The sequence below is a fragment of the Tepidiphilus baoligensis genome (genome assembly GCF_012911495.1).
Classification (GTDB): Bacteria; Pseudomonadota; Gammaproteobacteria; order Burkholderiales; family Rhodocyclaceae; genus Tepidiphilus; species Tepidiphilus olei.
The window spans coordinates 18130-42394 of sequence record NZ_JAAAUB010000002.1 but is presented as its reverse complement, the minus strand read 5'-3'; the positions used below and the strand labels follow the sequence as shown (position 1 = coordinate 42394).

20 protein-coding genes and 2 pseudogenes are annotated in these 24265 nt (G+C 65.3%); 12 read left to right on the top strand and 10 right to left on the bottom strand.

Annotated elements, in window-relative coordinates:
• Nucleotides 1–25: 25 nt before the first annotated feature.
• On the top strand, nucleotides 26–802 hold the full coding sequence (gene cysE / locus GV368_RS02010; protein ID WP_169115078.1) for a serine O-acetyltransferase: 777 nt from the start codon (nucleotides 26–28) through the stop codon (nucleotides 800–802).
• 11 nt (nucleotides 803–813) lie between these two features.
• Here cysE and GV368_RS02005 read toward each other — a convergent pair whose 3' ends face one another.
• Both GV368_RS02005 and GV368_RS02000 read right to left on the bottom strand, forming a co-directional pair.
• On the bottom strand, nucleotides 814–1092 hold the full coding sequence (locus GV368_RS02005) for a Txe/YoeB family addiction module toxin (RefSeq protein ID WP_169115076.1): 279 nt from the start codon (nucleotides 1090–1092) through the stop codon (nucleotides 814–816).
• Nucleotides 1082–1339 carry a type II toxin-antitoxin system Phd/YefM family antitoxin gene (locus GV368_RS02000; protein WP_169115074.1) on the bottom strand — a complete coding sequence of 86 codons (258 nt, stop codon included), beginning with the start codon at nucleotides 1337–1339 and terminating at the stop codon, nucleotides 1082–1084. The genes GV368_RS02005 and GV368_RS02000 overlap by 11 nt, the downstream gene beginning before the upstream one ends.
• A 191-nt stretch (nucleotides 1340–1530) precedes the next feature.
• Between GV368_RS02000 and GV368_RS01995 the strand changes: the two genes are divergently transcribed.
• The 4 genes and pseudogenes from GV368_RS01995 to GV368_RS01980 all read left to right on the top strand — a co-directional run bounded on the left by GV368_RS01995 (nucleotide 1531) and on the right by GV368_RS01980 (nucleotide 4724).
• A complete protein-coding gene (locus GV368_RS01995; protein ID WP_142809107.1) occupies nucleotides 1531–2013 on the top strand; it encodes an Rrf2 family transcriptional regulator in 483 nt (160 codons plus the stop codon).
• A 4-nt stretch (nucleotides 2014–2017) separates the two neighbouring features.
• On the top strand, nucleotides 2018–3181 hold the full coding sequence (locus GV368_RS01990; protein WP_169115072.1) for a cysteine desulfurase family protein: 1164 nt from the start codon (nucleotides 2018–2020) through the stop codon (nucleotides 3179–3181).
• A gap of 11 nt (nucleotides 3182–3192) precedes the next feature.
• Nucleotides 3193–4332: pseudogene (locus GV368_RS01985) on the top strand (IscS subfamily cysteine desulfurase); the annotation flags it as partial.
• 68 nt (nucleotides 4333–4400) lie between these two features.
• A complete protein-coding gene (locus GV368_RS01980; protein ID WP_169115068.1) occupies nucleotides 4401–4724 on the top strand; it encodes a HesB/IscA family protein in 324 nt (107 codons plus the stop codon).
• 152 nt (nucleotides 4725–4876) lie between these two features.
• Here the strand turns inward: GV368_RS01980 and prmB are convergent, their stop codons facing one another.
• From prmB to dapD, 4 genes are read right to left on the bottom strand one after another with little or no spacing between them, the layout of a single operon-like run.
• Nucleotides 4877–5818 carry a 50S ribosomal protein L3 N(5)-glutamine methyltransferase gene (prmB, locus tag GV368_RS01975; RefSeq protein ID WP_169115066.1) on the bottom strand — a complete coding sequence of 314 codons (942 nt, stop codon included), beginning with the start codon at nucleotides 5816–5818 and terminating at the stop codon, nucleotides 4877–4879.
• Nucleotides 5799–6950, bottom strand: a complete 1152-nt coding sequence (gene dapE, locus GV368_RS01970) for a succinyl-diaminopimelate desuccinylase (protein ID WP_169115064.1) — start codon at nucleotides 6948–6950, stop codon at nucleotides 5799–5801. Before dapE ends, prmB begins: the two co-directional genes overlap by 20 nt.
• A complete protein-coding gene (locus GV368_RS01965; RefSeq protein WP_169115062.1) occupies nucleotides 6947–8125 on the bottom strand; it encodes a PilT/PilU family type 4a pilus ATPase in 1179 nt (392 codons plus the stop codon). Before GV368_RS01965 ends, dapE begins: the two co-directional genes overlap by 4 nt.
• A gap of 13 nt (nucleotides 8126–8138) precedes the next feature.
• On the bottom strand, nucleotides 8139–8969 hold the full coding sequence (dapD, locus tag GV368_RS01960; RefSeq protein ID WP_169115060.1) for a 2,3,4,5-tetrahydropyridine-2,6-dicarboxylate N-succinyltransferase: 831 nt from the start codon (nucleotides 8967–8969) through the stop codon (nucleotides 8139–8141).
• Nucleotides 8970–9061: 92 nt separating this feature from the next.
• On the opposite strand from dapD, the pseudogene smc reads away from it, so the two are divergent.
• From smc to galU, 4 genes and pseudogenes are all read left to right on the top strand, one after another.
• Nucleotides 9062–12552 (top strand): annotated as a pseudogene (gene smc / locus GV368_RS01950) (chromosome segregation protein SMC).
• A gap of 33 nt (nucleotides 12553–12585) precedes the next feature.
• A complete protein-coding gene (locus GV368_RS01945; protein ID WP_169115054.1) occupies nucleotides 12586–13692 on the top strand; it encodes a cell division protein ZipA C-terminal FtsZ-binding domain-containing protein in 1107 nt (368 codons plus the stop codon).
• A 10-nt stretch (nucleotides 13693–13702) separates the two neighbouring features.
• The gene (gene ligA, locus GV368_RS01940) at nucleotides 13703–15748 is read left to right on the top strand and encodes an NAD-dependent DNA ligase LigA (protein ID WP_169115052.1); all 2046 of its coding nucleotides are present in this window, start codon (nucleotides 13703–13705) and stop codon (nucleotides 15746–15748) included.
• Nucleotides 15749–15752: 4 nt separating this feature from the next.
• Nucleotides 15753–16667 (top strand): UTP--glucose-1-phosphate uridylyltransferase GalU, encoded by a 915-nt coding sequence (gene galU / locus GV368_RS01935; protein WP_235933633.1) that lies wholly within the window; start codon nucleotides 15753–15755, stop codon nucleotides 16665–16667.
• Nucleotides 16668–16706: 39 nt separating this feature from the next.
• On the opposite strand, the gene typA is transcribed toward galU, so the two are convergent.
• Nucleotides 16707–18527: a translational GTPase TypA gene (gene typA / locus GV368_RS01930; RefSeq protein WP_169115050.1), complete on the bottom strand. Its 1821-nt coding sequence runs from the start codon at nucleotides 18525–18527 to the stop codon at nucleotides 16707–16709.
• A gap of 94 nt (nucleotides 18528–18621) precedes the next feature.
• On the opposite strand from typA, the gene GV368_RS01925 reads away from it, so the two are divergent.
• The 3 genes from GV368_RS01925 to GV368_RS01915 all read left to right on the top strand — a co-directional run bounded on the left by GV368_RS01925 (nucleotide 18622) and on the right by GV368_RS01915 (nucleotide 21920).
• Nucleotides 18622–19365 (top strand): S-methyl-5'-thioinosine phosphorylase, encoded by a 744-nt coding sequence (locus GV368_RS01925; protein WP_169115048.1) that lies wholly within the window; start codon nucleotides 18622–18624, stop codon nucleotides 19363–19365.
• A 240-nt stretch (nucleotides 19366–19605) separates the two neighbouring features.
• A complete protein-coding gene (locus GV368_RS01920; protein WP_169115046.1) occupies nucleotides 19606–20877 on the top strand; it encodes a bifunctional O-acetylhomoserine aminocarboxypropyltransferase/cysteine synthase in 1272 nt (423 codons plus the stop codon).
• A gap of 77 nt (nucleotides 20878–20954) precedes the next feature.
• Nucleotides 20955–21920 (top strand): DMT family transporter, encoded by a 966-nt coding sequence (locus tag GV368_RS01915; RefSeq protein ID WP_169115043.1) that lies wholly within the window; start codon nucleotides 20955–20957, stop codon nucleotides 21918–21920.
• Nucleotides 21921–21928: 8 nt separating this feature from the next.
• Here GV368_RS01915 and GV368_RS01910 read toward each other — a convergent pair whose 3' ends face one another.
• The 3 genes from GV368_RS01910 to GV368_RS01900 are packed head-to-tail and all read right to left on the bottom strand — an operon-like array spanning nucleotide 21929 to nucleotide 24218.
• Entirely contained in the window at nucleotides 21929–23122 is a 1194-nt protein-coding gene (locus GV368_RS01910; RefSeq protein WP_206673203.1) for an aspartate aminotransferase family protein, read from the bottom strand.
• On the bottom strand, nucleotides 23119–23391 hold the full coding sequence (locus GV368_RS01905; protein WP_169115041.1) for a cytoplasmic protein: 273 nt from the start codon (nucleotides 23389–23391) through the stop codon (nucleotides 23119–23121). Before GV368_RS01905 ends, GV368_RS01910 begins: the two co-directional genes overlap by 4 nt.
• Entirely contained in the window at nucleotides 23388–24218 is an 831-nt protein-coding gene (locus GV368_RS01900; protein ID WP_169115039.1) for a YggS family pyridoxal phosphate-dependent enzyme, read from the bottom strand. The genes GV368_RS01905 and GV368_RS01900 overlap by 4 nt, the downstream gene beginning before the upstream one ends.
• Nucleotides 24219–24265 lie beyond the last annotated feature (47 nt).

Here is a 24265-nt window from a genome sequence, read left to right as displayed (position 1 = left end):
CGCAACCCGAGAAAGGAACCCCTCCATGCCCTCCTGGCTGGAACGCCTGCGTGAAGACATCGACAGCATCCTGCAACGTGACCCGGCGGCGCGCTCGCGCTGGGAAGTGCTCACTTGCTATCCGGGCCTGCACGCCCTCTGGCTGCACCGGCTGGCCCATTTCCTGTGGACTCGGCGCTGGTATTGGCTCGCGCGTTTTCTCAGCCATCTCGCGCGCTGGCTCACCGGCATCGAGATTCACCCCGGCGCGACGATCGGCCGGCGCGTGTTCATCGATCACGGCATGGGCGTGGTGATCGGCGAGACCGCCGAGATAGGCGACGACTGCACCATCTACCAAGGCGTGACGCTGGGCGGCACCTCGCTCTATCGCGGCGTGAAGCGCCACCCCACGCTGGAAGCCGGCGTCGTGGTGGGGGCCGGGGCCAAGGTGCTGGGAGGATTCACCGTCGGGGCGGGGGCCAAGATCGGTTCGAACGCGGTCGTCGTCAAGCCGGTTCCGGCCGGCGCGACCGCGGTGGGAACGCTCGCGCGCATCCTCGAGCCGGAACACGAGGAATCGCGCGACGAAGCCCGCCGACGCAAGGCCGAGGAGATCGGTTTCACCGCCTACGGGCTCACCAAGGATCTCGACGATCCGCTCGCCAAGGCGCTGCATGCGCTGCTCGATCACGCGGTCGAATCCGACCGGCGCTTCGCCGAGCTCGTGCGCCGACTGGAAGCGGCCGGCATCGCCTTGCCCGATCTGCCCGGCGAGGATCAAGGGTTCGACCCGCAGCGCGTTTCACGTTGGGTGGAATGACCAGCAGGTTGCTATTGGTAATGGTACCGACAGGCAATCACCACGAGGGATCGTCCATCGACGCAGTACACCAGCCGGTGTGTGTCGTCGATGCGGCGAGACCAGAATCCCGACAGGTTTTCCTTCAGGGGTTCGGGCTTGCCAATCCCCTCGAAAGGGTGACGTAGGCAATCCTTGATCAGGACATTGATGCGCCGGAGCGTTTTTCGATCCTGATTTTGCCAGTATTCGTAATCTTCCCAAGCGGCCAGAGTCCACGTCAGCTCGAGCAGCTTGCCTTCAATCGGCATCGATCAAATCCCACTGGCTCACCCGTCCCTGGCGATACTGCTCGATGGAGCGTGCAAGATGCAGGGCATTGGCGGGGGACTTGAGCAGATGGACGGTTTCCATCAGGCCGTTGAAGGTGTCGAGCGACATCACCACGGCATCCGGTGCATCCCGGCGTGTGATGACCGTGTAATCGACATCGGCAACGACCTGATCGATCACGGCCTTGAGGTTGTTTCTCGCCTCGGAAAAATTCACCACGCGCATGAGGGCAGCTCCTTTATTGTACTTTATATTGTACAATTTTAAGACATTATCCGTTCTTTCGCAAGGCATGGCAATCTCTTGCGGGCGTCTCGTGCATAGTTTCGACGCATCGTTCGAATAGTTGACTTTTTCAGTCGGGTAAGTTATTTTGCTCGCGACACGCTGGCGAGGATCCAGCGGGAGGATGGACGATGCGACTGACGACGAAGGGGCGATTCGCGGTCACCGCGATGGTGGACCTGGCCAAGCACCAGGACAAGGGGCCGGTGGCGCTGGCAACCATCGCCGAGCGCCAAAACATTTCTTTGTCCTATCTCGAACAGCTCTTCAGCCGCCTGCGGCGCGAGGGTCTGGTGTCGAGCGTGCGCGGGCCCGGCGGCGGCTACCGCCTCGGGCGGCCGATGGACGAAATCACCATCGCCGAGATCGTCGAGGCGGTGGACGAGCCGCTCGATACCACGCAGTGTGGGGGCAAGGAAAATTGCCAGAACGACCACATCTGTTCCACGCACCATCTCTGGAGCAACCTCAACGTGCGCATGATGGAGTATCTCGACTCCGTCACCTTGGGCGCCGTGGTGCGCGGCGAGATCAAGCGCGTCGTTTCCCGTCGCCGGCCGAAAAAGAAGAAGGCCAATGAGACGGGGGAGCTCGCCGCCTGCGAGGCGTGCTGAGGCGATGACCCTCGCCCCGGGTGGCGTCTATCTCGATTGGAATGCCACCGCGCCGCTCGCGGCGTCGGCGCGCGCCGTGTTGCAGTCCTGTCTGGACGGAGAGTTACTCGGCAACCCCTCCAGCCTGCATTCCGCGGGGCGACGCGCCCGTACCCTGCTCGAAGAGGCGCGGCGTACCCTGGCCGACTGTCTCGAGACAGCGCCCGAGGAGATCGTCTTCACGAGCGGCGGCACCGAGGCCAACGCGCTCTTCCTGCGCGGTGCGGCGGCGCTCATGGAGCCTGGCATCATCGCCGTGAGTGCCGTCGAGCACTCCAGCGTCTACGAAACGGCAAGAAGCCTCGCTGCGCACGGTTGGCGTTTCGTCGAGATTCCCGTGGATGCCGCGGGCCGGGTCGACCCGCTCGCCTTCGAGCGCATCCTGCGCGAGCGCCCGGCGCTCGTTTCGGTGATGCTGGCGCACAACGAGACGGGCGTGATCCAGGACGTGGCGAGCCTCGCCCGAGCGGCACGCGAGGCCGGCGCCCTGGTGCATTGCGACGCGGTGCAGGCGGCCGGGAAAATGCCGTTGTCGCGGCGCGCCCTAGGCGTGCATGCGCTCACGCTGTCGGGACACAAGTTCGGCGCGCCGACGGGGATCGGCGCCCTCGTGCTCGCGCGTGAAGTGGCATTGGAGCCATTGCTCACCGGCGGCGGGCAGGAGGCAGGGCGGCGCTCGGGCACCGAGAACGTGCCGGGCGCGATGGCCATGGCCGCGGCGCTCGTCGAAGCGCTCGAAGCCAGGGAATTCTTGCACGCCCGCCTGCACGCCTTGCAGCAGCGGCTGGAGGCGGGGCTCGCAGCGCAGGGGGCGGTGATCTTCGGCGCCGGCGCGACGCGGCTACCCAATACGACGTTTTTTGCCCTGCCCGGATTGGAGGGGGCGGCGCTCGCCGGTGTGCTCGATCGCGCCGGTTTCGCGGTGGGCACCGGCTCGGCCTGCTCCAGCGCCCAGCCCGGCGCGCCGCGCAGCTTGCTCTCCATTGGCGTGCCCGAGGCGCTCGCGCGCGGGGCCGTACGCGTGAGTACCGGACGCAGCACGACCGAAGCCGATATCGACGGGTTTCTCGCCGCGCTCGCGCAGGCCGCAGGCCAACTGCGGCGCCTTGCGGCCTTGTGTGCCGATTGAAAGGACTCTTCATGCAGCGACCGATCTATCTCGACTACGCCGCCACCACGCCGGTGGATCCGCGCGTGCGCGATGCCATGATTCCCTGGCTCACCGAGCGTTTCGGCAACCCGGCAAGCCGCACCCACGCCTACGGCTGGGAGGCGGAAAAAGCCGTGGAAGAGGCGCGCAGCCGTGTGGCCGAGCTCGTCGGCTGCGAGCCGCGCGAACTCGTGTGGACTTCGGGCGCCACCGAGGCCGACAACCTCGCCATCAAAGGCGTGGCGGAGTTCTACCGCGACCGGGGTCGGCATCTCGTCACCCTGCAGACCGAACACAAGGCGGTGCTCGACAGCGTCAAGGCGCTGGAATCGCGCGGTTTCACCGCCACCTATCTGCCGGTGCGCGACAACGGTCTGGTCGACCTGGACGAACTCGAACGTGCCCTGCGCCCGGACACTTTGCTAGTGTCAGTGGCGCTCGTCAACAGCGAGATCGGCGTCATCCAGCCGATCGAGGAGATCGGGGCGCTGTGCCGCGAGCGCGGCATCCTCTTTCACGTCGATGCGGCGCAGGCCACCGGCAAGATGGCGATCGACCTGCAAAAACTCGACGTCTCGCTCATGTCCTTCTCTGCCCACAAGACGTACGGCCCCAAAGGGATCGGCGCGCTCTACGTGCGCCGTCGCCCGCGGGTGCGGCTGGAGGCGCAGATGCACGGCGGAGGGCACGAGCGTGGTTTTCGCTCGGGGACGCTGCCCACGCACCAGATCGTCGGCATGGGCGAAGCCTATCGCCTCGCGCGGGAAGAAATGGCCGAGGAAGTGCCGCGCATCCGGGCGTTGCGTGACCGCCTGCTCGCCGCTTTGCTGGAGCTTCCGGGTATCCACGTCAATGGCGACCTCGAGCGGCGCGTGCCGCACAACCTCAACGTCTCGGTCGAAGGCATCGAGGGGGATGCCCTGCTCCTGTCCCTGGGCGAGGAACTGGCCGTCTCGGCCGGTTCCGCCTGCACTTCGGCGAGCCTCGAACCCTCCTACGTGCTGCGCGCCCTCGGGCGAACGCCGGAGCTCGCCCGCAGCGCCTTGCGTCTCACCCTCGGGCGCTTTACCACCGCCGAGGAGATCGACACGGCGATCCGCCTGCTGCGCGAGCGCATCCTCGTTCTGCGGAGGCGCTGAGGGAAACCCTGCGGGGCAGGGAAGGGTCTATTCATTTATCTCGAGCAATGGAGCGCATCATGGCAATCACCCTGACGGAACGCGCCGCTGCCCAAGTGCGGCGGATCCTGGAAAAACGCGGGCACGGCTTGGGCCTGAAACTGGGCGTGACGCCTTCGGGCTGTACGGGTTTTGCCTACAAGCTCGACGTGGCCGACGCAGCGGGGCCGCAGGATCTGGTGTTCGAGAGCCACGGCGTGAAAGTGCTGGTGGCGCAAGACGATCTGCCGATGCTCGAGGGCACGGTGATCGATTACCGCCGCGAAGGCTTGAACGAATCCTTCAAGTTCGACAACCCCAACGTGAAGGCCACCTGCGGGTGTGGCGAGAGCTTCGCCGTCTGAATCTTCCCCGGCGCTCATAGGGAAACGCTGAAGAAATGAGCGAGCGGGATGAAGCGCAAGGCGCACGGAGCGCAGCGACCGAGACATATCGAGTAGATAGGCGAGGGAGCGAGCACCGCGCAACGCAGCGATTCGCCCGCGCAGCCAATTATTCAGCGTTTCCATAGCGCGGAGGCGGGCAGGAGAAACACCTTGTCCTCCGCCGTCTCCGTGGCGAGCCAGGTGAAGGGCAGTTCGGGGAAAGCCGCTTCCACGAGCGCCCGGTTGTGGCCGACCTCCACGGCGAGCCAGCCCTGGGGCGTGAGGTAGCGCTTCGCGCCGGCGAGGATGCGCCGCACCACGTCGAGCCCGTCTTCGCCCGCGGCGAGCGCGATCGTCGGCTCGTGACGGTATTCCTGCGGCAATTCGGCCATGGCCTGGGCCGTGACGTAGGGCGGGTTGCTCACGATCAAATCGAACGGCTCGCCGGCAAGCGCCGAGAACACGTCCGAGCGCAGCAGCCGTACGCGATCCTGCAGGCCGTAGGCTTCGACGTTGATCCGCGCGACTTCCAGCGCCTCGTCCGAGAGGTCGGCCGCCACGATCTCCGCCTGAGGGAAGGCGTAGGCGGCCACGATCGCGAGGCACCCCGAGCCGGTGCACAAGTCGAGCACGCGGTGAATCGCTTCCGGCTGCTCGATCCAAGGGGAGAAGCGCTCCTCTAGCAGTTCGGCGAGGAAGGATCGAGGCACGATCACGCGCTCGTCTACGTAGAAGCGAAACGGTCCCAGCCAGGCTTCGTTGAGAAGGTAGGCCGTCGGCACTTTATCGACGGCACGGCGCTCCACCAGCTCGGCAAGGCGTTGGCGCTCGGACTCGGTGAGGCTCGCATCTAGGAACCACTCCAGGCGCTCGCGCGGCAGCTTCAAGGCGCCGCTCACCAGCCACACCGCTTCGTCGATCACGTCCTCGCAGCCGTGGCCGTAGAAAGCTTCTTCGCTCTCGAGCCGGGTGACGGCGTAACGCACCCAGTCGCGCACCGTGACGAGCGCTTCGGTCTCGTCATGATCGTGCGCTGCGAACATCGGATCGTCTTCAAACTCGGGCATCGTCATCTCCGGCAGGGGGCAGCAAACGTTCCAGTACACCGCGGTAGGCCGCGGCGAGCGGCTCGAGTTCGGCGAGCGCCACCGATTCGTCGATCTGGTGGATGGTCGCATTCACCGGTCCGAACTCCACGATCTGCGGGCAAATGGCGGCGATGAAGCGTCCGTCGGAGGTACCGCCGCTCGTGGAAAGCCGCGGCCGGATCCCGCAGGCCGCCTCGATGCTGTCCGACAGGGCGGTGATGAGTTCGCCTTGGGGGGTGAGAAAAGGGCGACCGCCCAGTTCCCAGGCGAGCGAGAAGGGCACGCCGTGCCGACGCAGCATCGCATCCACTCGCTCTTGCAGGCCCTCCGGCGTCTGCTCGGAGGAAAAGCGGAAATTGAAGGTCATGCGGCATTCGCCGGGCACCACGTTCGTCGCGCCCACCCCGGCGTGCAGGTCGGTCACCTGCAGCGAGGTCGGCGGAAAATGTTCGTTGCCCCGATCCCATTCGGTGGCTACGAGCTCGGCGAGCGCCGGCGACAGGCGATGCACCGGGTTGTCGACCAGATGCGGATAGGCGACGTGCCCCTGTTTGCCGTGCACCGTGAGCCGGCCGGTGAGCGAGCCGCGCCGGCCGTTCTTGATCGTGTCGCCGAGCGCGTGTTCGCTGGTGGGCTCACCCACCAGCGCGTAATCGAAACGCAGGCCGCGCGCTTGCAGGATCTCGACCACGTGGCGCGTGCCGTGGACTGCCGGCCCTTCTTCGTCGGAAGTCAGCAGAAAGCCGATGGAGCCCCGAGGCGAGGGGTGCTCGGCGAGAAAGGATTCCACCGCGCACACCATGGCGGCGAGCGAACCCTTCATGTCGGCGGCGCCGCGCCCGTAGAGCCTGCCGTCGGCCACGGTGGCGGAGAAGGGGGGGAAACGCCAGCGATCCTCGGGGCCGGGGGGCACGACGTCGACGTGCCCGGCAAAGACGAAGAGCGGCCCATCGTCGCCGCGCCGCGCCCAGAGATTCGCCACGCCGCCCGCATCGAGCCGCTCCAGCGTAAAACCGAGCGCAGCGAGCCGCTCACCGATGAACTCGAGGCAACCGGCATCGTCGGGGGTGACGGAAGGGCGGCGAATGAGCGCCCGGGCGAGCTCGAGCACGTTCATGTCTTGTTATCGGTCAAAGAGGGGAATTCGATTTCGCTCATCTGCGAAGGCGGGTCGACGTCGGCAGACGGAACGCCTCCGTCCTGTATCGACGTTTTCACCCCGGTATTCTGCAGTTCCCATTGCAGGTTGGTGGGCGAATCGGCCTGGGCGATGGCTTCTTCCACAGTGATGGCGCCGCTGCGGTAGAGCCGCACGAGATCCTGGTCGAAGGTCTGCACGCCCGGCGAGAGGGAGCGCTCCATCGCGTCCTTGATCATGGAGAGATTGCCTTTCTCGATCATCTCGGCGATCAGCCGCGAATTGACGAGAATCTCCACTGCAGGAATGCGTTGCCCTTGGACGTGCCGTACCAGGCGTTGGGCGATGATCCCTCGCAGGGCCACGCTCAGGTCTGAGAAGAGCAAGCCTCGGCTCTCGAGCGGGTAGAAATTCACGATGCGGTTGAGCGCGTGATAGGTGTTGTTGGCATGCAGCGAAGCCAGCACCAGGTGCCCGGTGAGCGCATAAGCGATGGCCGCCTGCATGGTCTCGAGGTCGCGGATCTCGCCGATGAGGATGCAGTCCGGTGCCTGGCGCATGGCGCTTTTGAGCGCCTCACCCCAGGAAAGGGTGTCGATGCCCACGTCGCGTTGGTTGACCAGGGATTTCTTGTGGCGGAAGAGATATTCGATGGGGTCTTCCACCGTGAGGATGTGGCCCGGCAGATTCGCGTTGCGATGATCGATCATCGCGGCGAGCGTGGTCGATTTGCCCGACCCCGTGGGGCCCACCACCAGGATGAGCCCCCGCTTGCCCAGAGCCATTTCGCCCAGGACGGGCGGCAGACCTAAAGCCTCGAACGAGGGGATGTCGCGGCTCACATAGCGGATCACCACTGACGGGCTGTTGCGCTGCCAAAACGCGTTGATGCGAAAGTTGCCGATCTCCGAGACGCCGAGCGAAAAATTGAGCTCTTTGCGTTCGACGTAGCGCTGCCACAAGGTCTCGTTGGCGATGGCGTCTTCCAGTATCCGTCGCACTTGATCAGGCTTCATCACCTGCTGGTTGATCGGTGCCACGATGCCGTTGATCTTGATGTGGATCGGCGCGCCCGCCGTGATGAAGATGTCGGAGGCGCTGCGATCGTGCATCGCGCGAAAGAGTTTTTCCAGCACCGGTGTGACGATCGGCATGATGATCGCCTCCTCAGGCGCCGCGCAGCAGTTCGTTGATCGCGGTCTTCGCGCGCGTCTGGGCATCCACGCGCTTGACGATCACGGCGCAGTACAGGCTGTACTTGCCATCCGGGGAGGGGAGGCTGCCGGGCACGACCACGGCGCCGGAGGGCACACGCCCGTAGAGGATCTCACCGCTTTCGCGATCGTAGATTTTCGTGCTCATTCCCAGATAGACGCCCATGGAGATCACGGCATTCTCTTCGACGATCACGCCTTCGACGATCTCGGAGCGCGCGCCGACGAAGACGTTGTCCTCGATGATGACCGGCCCCGCTTGCACCGGCTCGAGCACGCCGCCGATGCCCACGCCGCCGGAAAGATGCACGTTCTTGCCGATCTGGGCGCAGGAGCCCACCGTGGCCCAGGTATCGACCATCGTGCCTTCATCGACGTAGGCGCCGATGTTCACGTAGGAAGGCATGAGCACCACGTTCTTGGCGATGTAGCAGCCGCGCCGCGCCGCCGCCGGGGGCACCACGCGAAAGCCGCCCGCGCGAAACGCCGCTTCATCGTAGCGGGCGAATTTCGGCTCGACCTTGTCGAAGTAGCGCGTCTCGCCGCCTTCCATGAGGCGATTGTCGCGCAGACGGAAAGAGAGCAGCACCGCTTTCTTGATCCACTGATTGACGTGCCAATCGCCGTCGCGCTTCTCGGCCACCCGGATCGCGCCCCGGTCGAGCCCGTCGATCACCGCCTCCACCGCGTCGACGAGATCTTTGGGCGCGTTGCCGGGAGAGAAGCGGGTACGCTCTTCGAATGCCGCGTCGATCAGCGATGCGACGCCTTGCCAGTCGGCCATGAGGTTCCTCCGTGGAGATGATTCCAGTTTCACGTAACGCGAAATGGTATCATGCGCGGCTCGAAGCCCTCATTGGTCTTCCCTCATACGCCGTGCGACTCATCAAGATCAAACTGGCCGGTTTCAAGACCTTCGTCGAGCCCACCACCCTCGTGCTCCCCGGGGCATTGGTCGGCATCGTCGGTCCCAATGGCTGCGGCAAATCGAACGTGATCGACGCCGTGCGCTGGGTGCTCGGTGAAATGCGCGCCTCCGCCCTGCGCGGTGAGCAGATGTCGGACGTGATCTTCAACGGCTCGGACACGCGCAAACCCTTGGCGCGCGCCAGTGTCGAGCTCGTCTTCGACAATGCCGACGGCAGCGTGCCCGGCCCCTGGGGGCGATTCGCCGAGATTTCGGTCAAACGCGTCGTCGTGCGCGGCGGCGAATCCAGCTATTTTCTCAACGGTCAGCGCGTGCGGCGCCGGGACGTGGTCGACCTCTTCCTCGGCACGGGGCTGGGGCCGCGCGCCTACGCCATCATCGAACAGGGAATGATCTCGCGCATCGTCGAGGCGAAGCCCGATGAGCTGCGCCGTTTCCTCGAAGAGGCGGCCGGCGTGACCCGCTACCACGAGCGGCGCAAGGAGACGGAAGCGCGGCTGCGGGACGCACGCGCCCATCTCGGCGGCTCGCCGACCTGCACGCCGAACTCGCAGCCCAAGCCGAGACGCTCGCCGCTCAGGCCGAACGCGCCCGGCGCTATCGTGAGCTGGAAAAGCGCCTGCGCCTCGCACGTCAGCAATCCTGGGCACTGCGACGGCGCGAGGCGGCCACGGCCCTTGCCGCCGGAGACGAGCGCATCGCCGCGCTCGAAGCCGAGCTGGAACGGCAGCGGCAGGAACGAACGCACCTCGCAGCGGCGCTCGAATCTGCCCGGGTCGAGGCGCAGGCGGCCGCCGCGGCGCTCGAATCCGCCCAGCAAGTTTATTTCGAGGCGAGCGCCCGGCTCGAACGCGTGATCGGCGAGCGGCGCCACCGCGAGGAGACGCTCGCCGCCCTTGCCGAGCGGCTCGAGCGCATCGGCGAGGAGGCAGGGCGCTGGCAGGAAGAGGGCGATCAGGCCCGCCTCGACCTGGCACGCTGGGCTGAGCTCGCCGAACTCGCCCAGGGGCGTTGCGAGACGCTGCAGGAGCGGGTGGATTCGTTCGACGAGGTATTGGAAGCACTCGGGCGTGCCCTGGAAGACGCCCGTCACGGCGCGGCGATCGCCGAGCGCGAGCGAAACGATGCCCAGCGGCAGATCGCCGTCGAACGCGCCCGCATCGCCGCGCTCGAGCGCTCGCTGCAGGCGAACGAGGCCCGGCTCGAGCGCCTCGAGCAGGAAGCCTCGGCGCTCGGCAGCGGGGACGAGGAAGCGCTCGAGCGCGAGCACGCGCGGCAGCAGACACTCGCCGAGCGGCTCGAAGCGCTACGCGAGGCGCTCGAGGCTGCGCAAGTCCGGCTGCGCGACGCGCAGGCGCAGCATGACGCATCCCAGGACGAATTTCGCCGGCTCGACGCCGAACTCGGTCGACTCGAATCGCGCCGCCGGGCGCTCGCCGAAACCCAGGCGCGCTGCGCCGGGGCTGCGGGGCAGGAGTACGCGGCCCTCTGGCCCAGGCTGGAAGTCGCCGCCGGCTGGGAAACGGCAGCCGAAACGGTGCTCGGCCCCTGGCTTGGCGCGCGCCTCGTTCCGCTACCCGAGGCCGCGAGGCAGCTCGAACACGCGCCGCGTTCGGGGGAAGCCTGCCTGTGGCAGGATCTTCCCCTGGTGGACGAGCCGGAAGGCTTCGGGCCGATGCCCCAAGGGGCGGTGCGCGCTGCGGCGGCGGTCTCCACGAGCGACCCAACGCTCGCCGGAGCCCTCCAGCGTCTCCTGGCCCATACCGTCTTCGTCGAGACGATCGACAAAACGAACCTCGCCTGGGCCCGCGAGCACGGGTTGCGCCTGGTCGACCGGCGAGGCTGGATTGCCGATCCCCATGGAGCGCGTAGCCTCGGCGCCGACGAGCGGATGCTCGCCGGAGTCCTCGAGCGCGCCCGCGAGCTCGGTGTGCTGGACGCCGAATGTGCCGAGCTCGAGCGGCAGCGGGAATCCGCCGCGGAGGAACGTTCCCGCCGTGCCGCTGCCTGTGACGAAGCCAAGGCGGAACACGAAGCGCTGCGCCGCGAGCTGCAGCTAGCCGAAAAGCTGCAACGCGACCATGCGCTCGAGCTTGCCCGGCTTGAGACGGCCTTCGAGCACGCCCGTCGTCGACGGCAGGCGATCGACGAAGAGCGCGCTGCCCTCTCTCGTCAGGCCGAGCGCGAGCGCGCCGAACTCGCCACGCTGCAGGAGCGCATCGCCGAGCTGCTTGAGCGCGAGACCGCACTCGAAACCTCCTGCCTCGAGCGTCAAGCCGATCTCCGCCGTCAGCACGAACGCCTCGAAGAGGCCCGCACGCAGCGTCAGGCGCTCGCCCGCGAGCTGCAGGAGGCCGAGTTCTCCTGCCGCGAATGTACCCTCAAGCGCGAGGAGAGCGAGCGCCGCGCCCGGATTGCCGCCGAAAGCCTTGAGCGGCTCGAGCGCGAGCGCGCCGAGCACGAGGCCGAACGCGAACGGCTCGCCGCCGCGCCACTCGAAGAAGAATCCCTCGTACGCGAAGCGCGCGAACACGCTGCCAATGCACTTGCCCAAGCCCGCCTGCGGGTGGACGAGCACCACCAGCAGCTCCGTACGCTCGAAGAAACCCGCCAGCAGCAGGAATTCGCCCTGCAACCCCTGCGCGACGAACTCGAGCAGGCGAGGTTACGGCGGCAGGAAGCGGTCGCGGCGCTCACCCACGCCGAAGAGCGGCTCGCCGAATTGGGCGCCGATCTGGCCGCGCTCGAACCCCAGCTCGACCATCTCGACGCCGCCAAGCTCGCCCGGGAGATCGAGCGCCTCGGACGCGAGCTCGCCGCGCTGGGCGAAGTCAACCTTGCCGCGCTCGAAGCCCTGCGTCAGGTGGAAGAGCGCAAGACGGCACTGGAAACCCAGCTCAACGATCTCACCACCGCCATCGGCACGCTGGAAGAAGCGATCCGGCGCATCGACCGCGAGACGCGCCAGGCGCTCGCCGCCACGTTCGATGCCGTCGATGCCCATTTCGGCCGGCTCTTTCCCCGGCTCTTCGGCGGCGGGCAGGCAAAGCTCGTGCTCACCGGCGAAGAGATTTTGGATGCCGGCGTGCAGATCGTCGCCCAACCGCCGGGCAAGAAGAATGCGAGCATCCACCTTCTTTCCGGGGGGGAAAAGGCGCTCACCGCCATCGCGCTCGTCTTCTCCTTCTTCGCCCTCAACCCGGCGCCTTTCTGCATCCTCGACGAGGTCGATGCGCCGCTCGACGATGCCAACACCGAACGTTACGCTCGATTGTTGCGGGAGATGTCCGGCACGACGCAACTTCTCTTCATCAGTCATAATAAAATCACGATGGCGGCGGCCGAGCAGCTCATCGGCGTCACGATGCAGGAGCAGGGCGTCTCGCGCATCGTCGCCGTCGATATCGACGAAGCGCTTCGGCTCGCCGAAATGCCCTGAGGCCAGCCCGCGCGCCGACGCAAAGGAATACGCATGGATACCGATCTACTCGTCGCACTGGGAGGCGTGCTCGTCATCGTCACTGCTGGATTCTTCGGCTACAGCAAGTGGCAGGAGACCCGCAGCCGACGCACCCTCGAGCGCACCCTGCACACGCCCTCGCACGACCCCCTGCTCGACACCAGGCATGACGAGACCCCGGAGACGTCTGGAGAGGGTGGGGAAGGAGACCGCGTACTCGACCCGGTTCGGCACGCTCCGGCCCGGCGAGAATACGCCGCCGCGCCGTCCGTATCCCGCGCTCCACACCATCATCCCGACGGTCTCAAGGAAGGCGTGGATCTCATGGTGCGCCTCGAATCGCTCGGCGGCATGGATGCCGCGGCGCTCAGAGAAGTCGTTCTGCGCGAATTCCGCGATTCGCCGCGTCCGGTCGGCTGGTACGTTTTCGACGATGCGAGCAACGACTGGCAGCCGCTCACCGCCAAAACCGAGGGTCAGTATCACCTCGCGCTCGCCTCGCTGCAGCTCGCCGATCGCAGCGGCGCCATCGGCGAGAAAGACTATCTGCGTTTCACCGGCGGCGTCGAACGGGTGGCCGACCAGCTCGGTGCCGTGCCCGGGGCCATCGAACCGCGCGTCACCGTGCTCGAGCGCGCCGCTGCGCTCGACCGCTTCTGTGCCGAGGTCGACGTGCAGATCGCGGTGAACGTCGTGCCGCGCAACGCCCCGATCCCGGGTACCAAGATCCGGGCCGCCGCCGAAGCGGCCGGTCTCACGCTCGGTGAAGACGGCCTTTATCGCCTGCTCGACGATCATGGTGTTCCCTTGTACGCGCTCGCCGATCTCGACGGACGCCCCTTCCGCCAACCCGACATCAAATTGCATCAGGCAAACGGGGTCACCCTCTTTCTCGAAGTCACCAAGATCCCCTCGCCGGTGGTGTTCGACCGCATGTTCACGTTTGCCGAGAAGCTTGCCTCCACGCTCGATGGCCAGCTGGTCGACGATGCCGGCAACCCCATCACGCCCGAAGCCGGTCGGCTGATCCGCGAGCGCATCGCCCAGATCCACCAGCGCATGAAAGCGCAAGAAATCCCACCCGGCAGCTCCATCGCCCGTCGCGTCTTTGCCGGATGAAAGGATCGTCATGACCTCCCATGCCCCGCCGGAGGCGGTCGAGCGCGCCCGCTGGCTGCGCGAGGAGATTGCTCGGCTCGATCATGCCTATTACGTGCTCGCCGAGCCGCTCGTGCCGGATGCCGAATACGATCGGCTCTTCCGCGAACTCGTCGAGCTCGAAACCCGCTACCCCGAGCTCGTCACCCCCGATTCCCCCACCCAGCGCGTGAGCGGCAAACCGGCGCCCGAATTCGCCGAAGTCCGGCACGAAGTGCCGATGCTCTCGCTCACCAACGCCTATACCGACGAAGAAGTGTATGCCTTCGACCGGCGTTGCCGCGAGCTGCTCGGCGTCGAGCGCATCCGCTATGCCTGCGAACCGAAATTCGACGGGCTCGCCGTCTCGCTCATCTACCGCGACGGCCTCTTCACTCTCGGCGCCACCCGGGGTGACGGTTTCACCGGCGAAGACGTCACCGCCAACCTGCGCACCCTGCGTTCCATTCCCTTGCGCCTGCGGCTCGATTCCCCGCCGACGTTGCTGGAAGTGCGCGGCGAAGTCCTCATGACCCGCGAGGACTTCAAACGCCTCAACGAAGCGCAGCTGCGGGCCGGCGAAAAAACCTTCGTCAACCCGAGAAACGCCGCCGCCGGCAGCCTGCGCCAGCTCGATCCCGCCGTGACCGCCAAACGGCCGCTGCGTTTCTACGCCTACCAGCTCGTGCGCCTCGAAGGGCACCCTTGGCCGGAAACGCACAGCCAGGCGCTCGCGCTGCTGCAACGCTGGCGTTTCCCCGTGTCGGATGCGCGCGCGCTCGCCGACGGCATTGCCGGCCTGCTCGCCTACTACCGACGCATGGAAGTCGAGCGCGACCGCCTTCCTTTCGACATCGACGGCGTCGTCTATAAAGTCGATGATCTGACCGCGCAGCAGCGTCTGGGCACCATCGCCCGGGCGCCGCGCTGGGCCATCGCCCACAAGTTTCCGCCGCAGGAAGAGATCACCCGTCTCATCGGCATCGAAGTACAGGTCGGACGCACCGGCGCGCTCACCCCCGTCGCCCGGCTCGAACCCGTCTTCGTAGGGGGCGTCACCGTCACCAACGCCACCCTGCACAACGAAGACTACATCCGGGACAAAGACATCCGCATCGGCGACTGGGTGGTGGTGCGCCGCGCGGGCGAAGTCATCCCCGAGATCGTCAAGGTGCTCCCCGAGCGGCGCGACGGTAGCGAACGCCCCTTCGTCATGCCCGAGCACTGCCCCGTGTGCGGCTCGGCGGTGGCCCGCGACCCGGACGAAGCCGCGGCCTATTGCACCGGCGGCATGTACTGCCCCGCCCAGCGCAAACGCGCCCTCGAGCACTTCGCCTCGCGCCTGGCGATGAACATCGAGGGGCTGGGCGAGAAACTCATCCACCAGCTCGTCGATCTCGGTTGGGTCGAAACTCCCGCTGACCTCTACGATCCGGAAAAAATCAACGCCGAGCGGCTCGCGAGCCTGCCCCGCATGGGGGAAAAATCCGCCGCCAAGCTGATGGCCGCCATCGAACGCAGCAAGAAGACCACGCTCGCGCGCTTCATCTACGCGCTCGGCATCCGGCACGTGGGCGAAGCCACCGCCAAGCTCCTGGCCGAGCACTTCGGCTCGCTCGAAGCCCTCATGCAGGCCGGGCTCGAGGAGCTCACCGCCATCGAGGGCATCGGCCCGGTGGTGGCGCAGAGCATCCGCGACTTCTTCGACGAGCCGCACAACCGCCAAGCGATCGAGCGCCTGCGCCGGCTCGGCGTGCATTGGGAGGAAAGCACGCCCGCGAAGAAGAGCAGGGCGCTCGCCGGCCTCACTTTCGTGCTCACCGGCACGCTGCCGCGGATGAGCCGTGAAGAAGCCAAGGCGCTCATCGAAGCGCACGGCGGCAAGGTGAGCTCCTCCGTCTCGAAGAAGACCGACTACGTCGTGGCCGGCAGCGAAGCCGGCAGCAAGCTGCAGCGGGCGCTCGAGCTGGGCGTTCCCGTCATCGACGAAGACACGCTCGAGCGCCTGATCGCCGAGCGCAGCACAACCCAAGGATGAACCCATGGATCAACCGCAGGAGTCGAACGAGATGAAGAAAGCCGTGCGCAAGGCCGTGTTCCCCGTGGCTGGGATGGGCACCCGGTTCCTGCCCGCCACCAAGGCGAGCCCCAAGGAAATGCTGCCCATCGTCGACAAACCCCTCATCCAATACGCTGTGGAAGAAGCGGTGGCCGCCGGCATTACCGAGCTCATCTTCATCACAGGTCGCACCAAGCGCTCGATCGAAGACCACTTCGACAAAGCCTACGAGCTCGAATCCGAGCTCGAAGCCCGCGGCAAGAAGGAACTCCTCGACGTCGTGCGCAAGACCGTTCCCAAGGGCGTCAACTGCATCTACATCCGCCAGTCCGAAGCGCTGGGTTTGGGACACGCGGTGATGTGTGCCGAATCCGTGGTCGGCGACGAACCCTTCGCCGTGCTGCTTGCGGACGACCTCTGCGACCATCCCGAAGGCAAACCGGTGCTCGCCCAGATGATCGACGTCTACAACTATCACCGCTGCTCGGTGCTCGGTACCATCAACGTCGCGCGCGAAGAAACGCGCCAATACGGCATCGTCAGCACCGAGCCCGAAGCCCGCGGCAAGATCCAGCGCATCACCGGCATCGTCGAAAAACCCAAGCCGGAAGAAGCCCCGAGCACCCAGGCCGTGGTCGGGCGCTACATCCTCTCGGGCAACATCTTCGAACACCTGCACCGCATCCAACCCGGCGCCGGCGGCGAACTGCAACTCACCGATGCCATCAGCTCACTGCTGCAGGAAGAAGCCGTGCTCGCTTACGAATTCGACGGCGTGCGCTACGACTGCGGCTCCAAGTTGGGTTACCTCAAGGCCACGGTCGAATTCGCCCTGCGTCACCCCGAAGTCGCCAACGACTTCCGCGACTTCCTGCGCGCACGCTCGGTGGGGCTGTAACGAAAAAGCCCCCGAAGGGGCTTTTTCGCGAAAGGAGGCTCAGGCGAGCGCCGTCTGCTTCGCCGCGCGGCGGCGATCGTGCTCCTGCAGGTAGCGCTTGCGCAGGCGGATCGACTTCGGTGTGATCTCCACCAGCTCGTCGTCCTCGATGAACTCCACCGCCGCTTCCAGCGTGAGTTCGATCGGCGGCACGAGCCGGATCGCCTCGTCCGAGCCGGAAGCGCGGATGTTGGTGAGCTGCTTGGTACGGATCGGATTCACCACGAGGTCGTTTTCCCGCGTGTGGATGCCGATGATCATCCCCTCATAGACCGCATCACCCGGATTGACGAACATTCGCCCGCGATCCTGCAGCTTCCACAGCGCGTAGGCCACCGCCTGGCCGTCGTCCTGCGACACGAGCACGCCGTTGCGCCGCCCGCCCACGGGGCCGGCGAGCGGTCCGTAGCCGTCGAAGATGTGGCTCATGAGCCCCGTGCCGCGCGTGAGCGTGAGAAATTCGCCCTGGAATCCAATGAGGCCGCGCGCCGGCACACGGTATTCCAGCCGCACGCGCCCCTTGCCGTCGGGCGCCATGTCGAGGAGCTCCGCCCGGCGGCGGCCCAGTTCCTCCATCACGGCGCCCTGATGGCCTTCCTCGATATCGACGGTGAGCCGCTCGTAGGGTTCGTGTATCTCGCCGTCGATCTCCTTCAATACCACGCGGGGCCGACCCACCGCCAGTTCATAGCCCTCGCGGCGCATGGTTTCGAGCAGGATGGTGAGGTGCAATTCGCCCCGGCCGGAAACCTCGAAGCTGTCGCCGTCCTCGCCAAAGCGCACGCGCAGCGCCACGTTCTTGAGCAACTCCTTCTCCAGCCGCTCGCGGATCTGGCGGCTGGTGACGAATTTTCCTTCGCGCCCGGCGAGCGGCGACGTATTGACCATGAAGGTCATGGTGAGCGTGGGCTCGTCCACCTCGATCGGCGGCAGCGGTTGCGCCGCCTCGGGATCGCACACCGTCACCCCAATGCCGACCTGTTCCACGCCGGAGATCATCACGATGTCGCCCGCCACCGCCTCGGGCACGGCCTCGCGCTCCAGGCCGACGAATTTCAGCACCTGACCGATCTTTGCCCGGCCCAGATTCTGCTTGCCCAGCCACACGCTCACTTCCTGATTGGGACGCAGGCGCCCCTGGCGGATGCGGCCGATACCCAGCTGCCCGACATAGCTCGAATAGTCGAGCGAGCAGATCTGCAGCTGCAAGGGGGCGTCGATCGACACCGGCGGCGGCGGAACGTGCGCGATGATGGTCTCGAAGAGCGGCCGCATGTCCTTGCCCGGTTCGTTCAGATCCAGCGTGGCATAGCCCTGCAGGCCCGAAGCATAGACGATGGAGAAGTCGAGCTGCTCCTCGCTCGCATCCAGCTCCGCGAAGAGGTCGAACGTGGCGTTGATCACCCAGTCGGGCCGCGCGCCGGGGCGGTCGATCTTGTTGATGACCACGATGGGCTTGAGCCCCTGCGCGAGCGCTTTCTTGGTGACGAAGCGCGTCTGCGGCATGGGGCCTTCGACGGCGTCGACCAGCAGCAGCACGCCGTCGACCATCGAGAGCACCCGCTCCACTTCACCGCCGAAATCGGCGTGACCCGGGGTGTCGACGATGTTGATGTGGGTGTCGCCATAGCGGATGGCGCAGTTCTTGGCCAGGATGGTGATGCCGCGCTCGCGCTCGAGATCGTTGCTGTCCATCACCCGTTCCGAGACGGTCTGATGCTGGGCAAACGTGCCGGATTGTTTCAGGAGCTGGTCGACGAGGGTGGTCTTACCATGATCGACGTGCGCGATGATGGCGATGTTGCGAATGGCGGAGGACATGGACTTCCAGACGTACGAAAACGCCAATTATAACAAAGGGGCAGGGCGGCGTCGTGTAAAATTCCGCATCATTTCGGCTCGATGCGGAAATTCCATGTTCGCGATCATCGGCGGCACTGGCCTCACCTCGCTCAACACCCTCGAAATCGTACACCGGCAGGTCGTGCGCACTCCCTACGGCGACCCCTCCGGGCCGCTCACCCTCGGGCGCATCGCCGGCCGGGACATCGCCTTCCTTGCCCGGCACGGCTACGGCCATACCTACGCGCCGCACCGCATCAACTACCGCGCCAACCTTTGGGCGCTGCAGCACGTGGGCGTGCGCGAGGTCATTTCGGTGGCTTCCGTCGGCGGCATCCAGGCGCGCTACGCTCCCGGCACGTTGGTAATCCCGCATCAGATCATCGACTACACCTGGGGCCGCGTGTCGACCTTCTTCGAAGGCGAGGAAGATCCGGTCACGCACATCGATTTCACCCTGCCGTTCACCCCGGCGCTGCGCCAACGCCTGATTCGCGCGGCGCAAAGGGCAGGGGAGCCGGTGATCGACGGCGCGGTCTACGCCTGCACCCAAGGCCCGCGCCTGGAGACCGCCGCCGAGATCGACCGCCTGGAGCGCGACGGCGCCAACGTGGTGGGCATGACCGCCATGCCCGAAGCGGCGCTCGCCCGCGAACTGGGCCTTGCCTACGCCGCGATCAACGTGGTGGCAAACTACGCCGCCGGCCGCGGTCCAGATGCCGGCGAGATTTCGTTCGCCGAAATCGAGGCAACGCTCGCCGATACCATGGCGCGGGTCAAGCGCATCCTCGAGAGCTTTGCCGACGTGGGTCGATAGCGCGCAAACCGGCTCGATCGGGATACATAGCCTCCCGACGGCCACATAAATTCGTGATAATTTGTATTATGTAAAATATACTGCAAGCCCGGCGGGATGAGTATGCGAGGCGGCGCACGGTCAGATGGCCACGCGGCGGAGGATCCAGATCGTGCATGAATAAAGACATTCCCACTCCCCCCTGTCCTCTTCTGGCCATCGTGCTATATTTCCGCGCACCACCCGATAGGAGACCGTTCCATGCGCATCGAGACGCTCGCCGTCCATGGCGGCTATACGCCCGATCCGACCACCAAAGCCGTGGCAGTGCCGATCTACCAAACCACCTCCTACGCCTTCGACGACACGCAGCACGGCGCGGATCTGTTCGATCTCAAAGTGCCGGGCAACATCTATACCCGCATGATGAACCCCACCTGCGACGTGCTGGAAAAACGCGTCGCCGCCATGGAAGGCGGCATCGCGGGCCTCGCGCTCGCCTCGGGCATGGCGGCCATCACCTACGCCATCCAGACGATCGCCGAAGCTGGCGACAATATAGTAAGTTCAGCCACGCTCTATGGCGGCACCTACAATCTCTTCGCCCATACGCTGCCCAAGTACGGCATCGAGGTGCGCTTCGCCGACCACCGCGATCCGGCTTCCTTCGCCCGCCTCATCGATGGCAAGACCAAGGCGATCTTCTGCGAATCGATCGGCAATCCGCTCGGCAACATCACCGACTTCGAGCAGCTCGCGGCGATCGCCCACGAACACGGCCTTCCGCTCATCGTCGACAACACCGTCCCCTCCCCTTACCTCTGCCGTCCCTTCGAGCACGGCGCCGACATCGTGGTGCATTCGCTCACCAAATACCTCGGCGGACACGGGAATTCCATCGGCGGGGTGATCGTCGACAGCGGTAAGTTTCCCTGGGCCGAGCACAAGGAACGTTTTCGCGTGCTCGTCGAGCCCGATCCGTCTTATCACGGCGTGAGCTACACGGAAACCTTCGGCGCTGCGGCCTACATCGCCCGGGCGCGCGTGGTGCCGCTGCGCAACATGGGCGCGGCGCTGAGCCCCTTCAACGCCTTTCTCATCCTGCAAGGGATCGAGACCTTGCCGCTGCGCATGGATCGCATCTGCGACAACGCCGTGCGTATCGCCCACTTCCTGCGCACCCATCCCAAAGTGAGCTGGGTCAATTACGCCGGCCTGCCCGATCATCCCGATCACGCCCTGGTGCAGAAATACCTCGGCGGACGCGCGTCCGGCATCCTCACGTTTGGCGTCAAGGGCGGCCGCGAGGCCGGGGCGCGATTCCAGGATGCACTCAAGCTGGTGACCCGGCTCGTGAATATCGGCGATGCGAAGACGCTCGCCTGCCACCCGGCCTCCACCACCCACCGGCAATTGAGCAAGGAAGAACTGGAGAAAGCCGGCGTGAGCGAAGACATGATCCGCCTATCGGTAGGCATCGAGCACGTCGACGACCTGATCGCCGATCTAGACCAAGCGCTTTCCGCCGCCTGATCCCCCTGCCCCCATTCCGTGCGAGACAGGGCAGGCGTGGTAAGTGGCTTCCCATAACCGAGGCGAGAGAAGTCCGCATGCAACGTTCTTCCACACCCGTCGCCGATTTTGCCACCCCCTCCGCCGCGCCTCCGCCCCCGGTCTCACTGCCGCGCTTTGTGCTGATGGGCACGCTGTTCAGTCTCGTATGGAGCTCTGCCTTCATAGCAGGCAAGGCCGGCATGGCCGCGAGCGGGCCTTTGACTTTGCTGAGCCTGCGCTTTTTGCTCGCAGGAATCCTGGTGTGGCCGCTCGTCCATCTGCACAGTGGCATGCATCGGGCAGCCGCCCAAGCCCGACCCGAACGCGTACCCAAGAAGCAGAAGCTGCGCGATATCGGCGTGGCGCTGCTCGCAGGCCTGCTCAACAACGCCGTCTATCTGGGCCTTGCCTTCGTGGGCATGCGCACGGTGCCGGCGGGGCTGACCACCATTCTCGTGAGCACCAGCCCTTTGATGACCTCGGCGCTCGCGGCCGTGGCGCTGCGCGAGCGGCCTAGCTGGCGCGCCGCCGCGGGACTTGCAGCGGGTTTTGCCGGAGTCGTCTGGATCATGCGCACACGGGCGCTCTCGGCATCTGCCGACCTGGATGGCGTGATGCTGATCCTCCTAGGTACAGTCGCCTTGTCAGCGTCGATCCTGCTCTACCGCCAGGTCGCGGGCCGGCTCGATCCGTGGCGCATCGCTGCGATCCAGCTGCCAACGAGCGGGCTCGTGCTGCTGCCTCTGGCCTGGTGGCGTGAGGGTCTGGCGGTACAGCCGAACGCAGCATTTTTCGGCAGTCTGCTGTACCTCGCAGTAGTGGTTTCGATCGGCGCCACCTTGCTGCTGCTGTGGCTGGTGCGCCATGGCGGAGCCAGCCGCGCAAGCAGCTTTCACTTGCTGAATCCGCTGTTTGGCACCTTGCTCGCAGTACTGCTTTTGGGCGAGCACATCCCCGCGTCCGACTTGCTCGGCGCACTGCCCATCATGGCCGGGCTAGGGCTGGTGTTGCGGCGCGGCTGAAACCGTGATCAGATTTGCACGGACCGGACGTACCAGCTCAGCAATCTGGACATCCGTTCGATGATCTCGTCGATGTCCCGTTCGCTGGCCACCAACGCAGGCAGCAGGCGAATGGTTCGGCCACGGGTTACATTGATGAGCAAACGTTCGCGCTCGATGGCAAAGGCTGCCAGATGATCGCAAAGATGATCCAGCTCGATGCCCACCATCAGTGCCTGCCCGCGGATTTCACGGATACCAGGCAAGCCGTCGAGCGATCGACGCAAGCCATCGATCAAACGCTGCCCGAGTTCGCTGGCCCTCTGGGGTAAGGCGTCACGCTCAGTGATGTCCAGCACCTTGCAGCCGACTCGGCAGGCAAGCGGATTGCCGCCGAAAGTGGAGCCGTGCCGGCCAGGGGTAAACAGCCTTGCCGCAGCCCCACCTGCCAGACAAGCACCGATCGGGATGCCATTGCCGAGTCCTTTGGCAAGCGTGACCACATCCGGGCGAACCGATGCACGCTGATAGTCGAACCATGCGCCAGTTCGCCCCAAACCGGTCTGTATTTCATCGATCATCATCAGCCAGCCGTTCTCATCGCAAAGCGCCCGTAAAGCACGCAGGTAGTCTGACGACACCACCCTCACCCCGCCCTCCCCTTGCACCGTCTCCAGCAAGACGGCGACGATGTCGTCACGAGCGGCAGCCAGCTTGCCAATAGCCTCAATGTCATTGGCTGGAACGCGCACGAACCCTTCGACCAGGGGCGAGAAGCCCTCTTGCACCGCAGCGCTTCCCGTGGCCGACAGCGTCGCCAACGTCCGACCATGAAAACTGTTCTCCATCACCACGATCGACGGAAGCGCAACACCGCGCACTCGCGCATGGAGGCGAGCGAGTTTGATGGCAGTCTCATTGGCCTCCGCACCTGAATTACAAAAGAATACGCTCTCCATCCCGGCAAGCTCGCAGAGTCGCTGCGCTAGATTCTCTTGCCATTCGATCTCGAACAGATTGGACGTATGCAAAAGACGCATGGCCTGATCGCTGATCGCTTCAGCGATCTCGGGATGAGCATGCCCCAAGTTGGTGACGGCGACACCGGCGATCGCATCCAGATATTCGTTGCCTTGCACATCCCACAGACGCATTCCTCGCCCATGGGTGAAACGAAGAGGATGGCGCTGATAAGTCGGCATCAGGTAGCAAGAGGTGCTCATCGGGTAGGCTCCGTAGACTCATCCGCTCTCACGGCGGCGAGCGGCAAAGGTTGAAACAAGGGTTCGCGGCCCAGGAGCCTGAGACCGCCTGGTCCGCTCTCGATTAGGCGGCGCTCATCGTGGGCAACGAACAGTTCGGTGCGATAGCCTTCCTGCTCAGGCAGACGCTGCAGCAGATCATGCACCGCCTCGGCTGCCCATGGCGTCTCGCTGTCGAACTGACCGAGCAGACGTCCATGCCGAAAAATGACAATTCGGTAAATTTTCATGAATACCCCCCGAGCACAGGGCTTTCCTTGGTTTCCAAGGGTCGATGTCGCTCCCTTGAAGCGTGGTCATGCTCCGGCCAATAATGACTGTCGGGGGTGGCGCGAGGGCCGAAAAGGGCTTGCCCGACGCGTACGATGGTAGCGCCTTCCTCGATCGCCATCTCGAAGTCGCCCGACATCCCCATCGACAACTCATCGAGCACGACGCCAGCTGGCGTTTCTTGACGCAGACGGTCGCGCAGCTCGCGCAGCAAGACGAAGCAGGAACGCACCTTGGAGGAATCAGTCGAAAATAACGCCAAAGTCATTAATCCTCGGATCCGCAAAGAGGAGAACCCCGTCAGCTGCCGCAGAAAACCAGCGACTTCCTCGGGAGGAAGTCCAAACTTGCTGACCTCTCCCGAGGTGTTGACCTGCACCAAGACGTCCAATCCACGCCCCTCAGCCTGCAGGCGCCGATCCAGGGCCTTGGCCACACGCAGACTGTCGAGCGCCTGGAATTCGCTGGCAAAGCGCGCGACGAGCTTCACCTTGTTGGTTTGCAAATGTCCGATCAGCGACCAGCGCAGCTCGGGCAAGTCGGCCATGAGCCCGGCCTTGTGAAAAGCCTCCTGCACCTTGTTTTCGCCGAATTCACGGCATCCCGCCGCATAGGCCATCCGGAGTCGCTCTTCGGAAACCGTCTTGCTGACCGGCAAAAGACGCACCCCGGCCGGATCGCGGCCTGCCCGCTTGCAGGCGCAGACGATGCGCGTGCGCACCGTCTCCAAGTTGCGTTGAAAGTCCTCGATGCGATGCGCTTCGTGATAAAGGGGCGGTGCGTCCATGAGGACGATCTCCTTGTTGTGCTATAATTTGTCCTAAGACAAATTAT

Bases quoted from the DNA above. Each gene is read 5' to 3' on its own strand.
- cysE (WP_169115078.1), top strand. From the start codon at position 26: ATGCCCTCCTGGCTGGAACGCCTGCGTGAAGACATCGACAGCATCCTG.
- GV368_RS02005 (WP_169115076.1), bottom strand. From the start codon at position 1,092: ATGCCGATTGAAGGCAAGCTGCTCGAGCTGACGTGGACTCTGGCCGCT.
- GV368_RS02000 (WP_169115074.1), bottom strand. From the start codon at position 1,339: ATGCGCGTGGTGAATTTTTCCGAGGCGAGAAACAACCTCAAGGCCGTG.
- GV368_RS01995 (WP_142809107.1), top strand. From the start codon at position 1,531: ATGCGACTGACGACGAAGGGGCGATTCGCGGTCACCGCGATGGTGGAC.
- GV368_RS01990 (WP_169115072.1), top strand. From the start codon at position 2,018: ATGACCCTCGCCCCGGGTGGCGTCTATCTCGATTGGAATGCCACCGCG.
- GV368_RS01980 (WP_169115068.1), top strand. From the start codon at position 4,401: ATGGCAATCACCCTGACGGAACGCGCCGCTGCCCAAGTGCGGCGGATC.
- prmB (WP_169115066.1), bottom strand. From the start codon at position 5,818: ATGACGATGCCCGAGTTTGAAGACGATCCGATGTTCGCAGCGCACGAT.
- dapE (WP_169115064.1), bottom strand. From the start codon at position 6,950: ATGAACGTGCTCGAGCTCGCCCGGGCGCTCATTCGCCGCCCTTCCGTC.
- GV368_RS01965 (WP_169115062.1), bottom strand. From the start codon at position 8,125: ATGCCGATCGTCACACCGGTGCTGGAAAAACTCTTTCGCGCGATGCAC.
- dapD (WP_169115060.1), bottom strand. From the start codon at position 8,969: ATGGCCGACTGGCAAGGCGTCGCATCGCTGATCGACGCGGCATTCGAA.
- GV368_RS01945 (WP_169115054.1), top strand. From the start codon at position 12,586: ATGGATACCGATCTACTCGTCGCACTGGGAGGCGTGCTCGTCATCGTC.
- ligA (WP_169115052.1), top strand. From the start codon at position 13,703: ATGACCTCCCATGCCCCGCCGGAGGCGGTCGAGCGCGCCCGCTGGCTG.
- galU (WP_235933633.1), top strand. From the start codon at position 15,753: ATGGATCAACCGCAGGAGTCGAACGAGATGAAGAAAGCCGTGCGCAAG.
- typA (WP_169115050.1), bottom strand. From the start codon at position 18,527: ATGTCCTCCGCCATTCGCAACATCGCCATCATCGCGCACGTCGATCAT.
- GV368_RS01925 (WP_169115048.1), top strand. From the start codon at position 18,622: ATGTTCGCGATCATCGGCGGCACTGGCCTCACCTCGCTCAACACCCTC.
- GV368_RS01920 (WP_169115046.1), top strand. From the start codon at position 19,606: ATGCGCATCGAGACGCTCGCCGTCCATGGCGGCTATACGCCCGATCCG.
- GV368_RS01915 (WP_169115043.1), top strand. From the start codon at position 20,955: ATGCAACGTTCTTCCACACCCGTCGCCGATTTTGCCACCCCCTCCGCC.
- GV368_RS01910 (WP_206673203.1), bottom strand. From the start codon at position 23,122: ATGAGCACCTCTTGCTACCTGATGCCGACTTATCAGCGCCATCCTCTT.
- GV368_RS01905 (WP_169115041.1), bottom strand. From the start codon at position 23,391: ATGAAAATTTACCGAATTGTCATTTTTCGGCATGGACGTCTGCTCGGT.
- GV368_RS01900 (WP_169115039.1), bottom strand. From the start codon at position 24,218: ATGGACGCACCGCCCCTTTATCACGAAGCGCATCGCATCGAGGACTTT.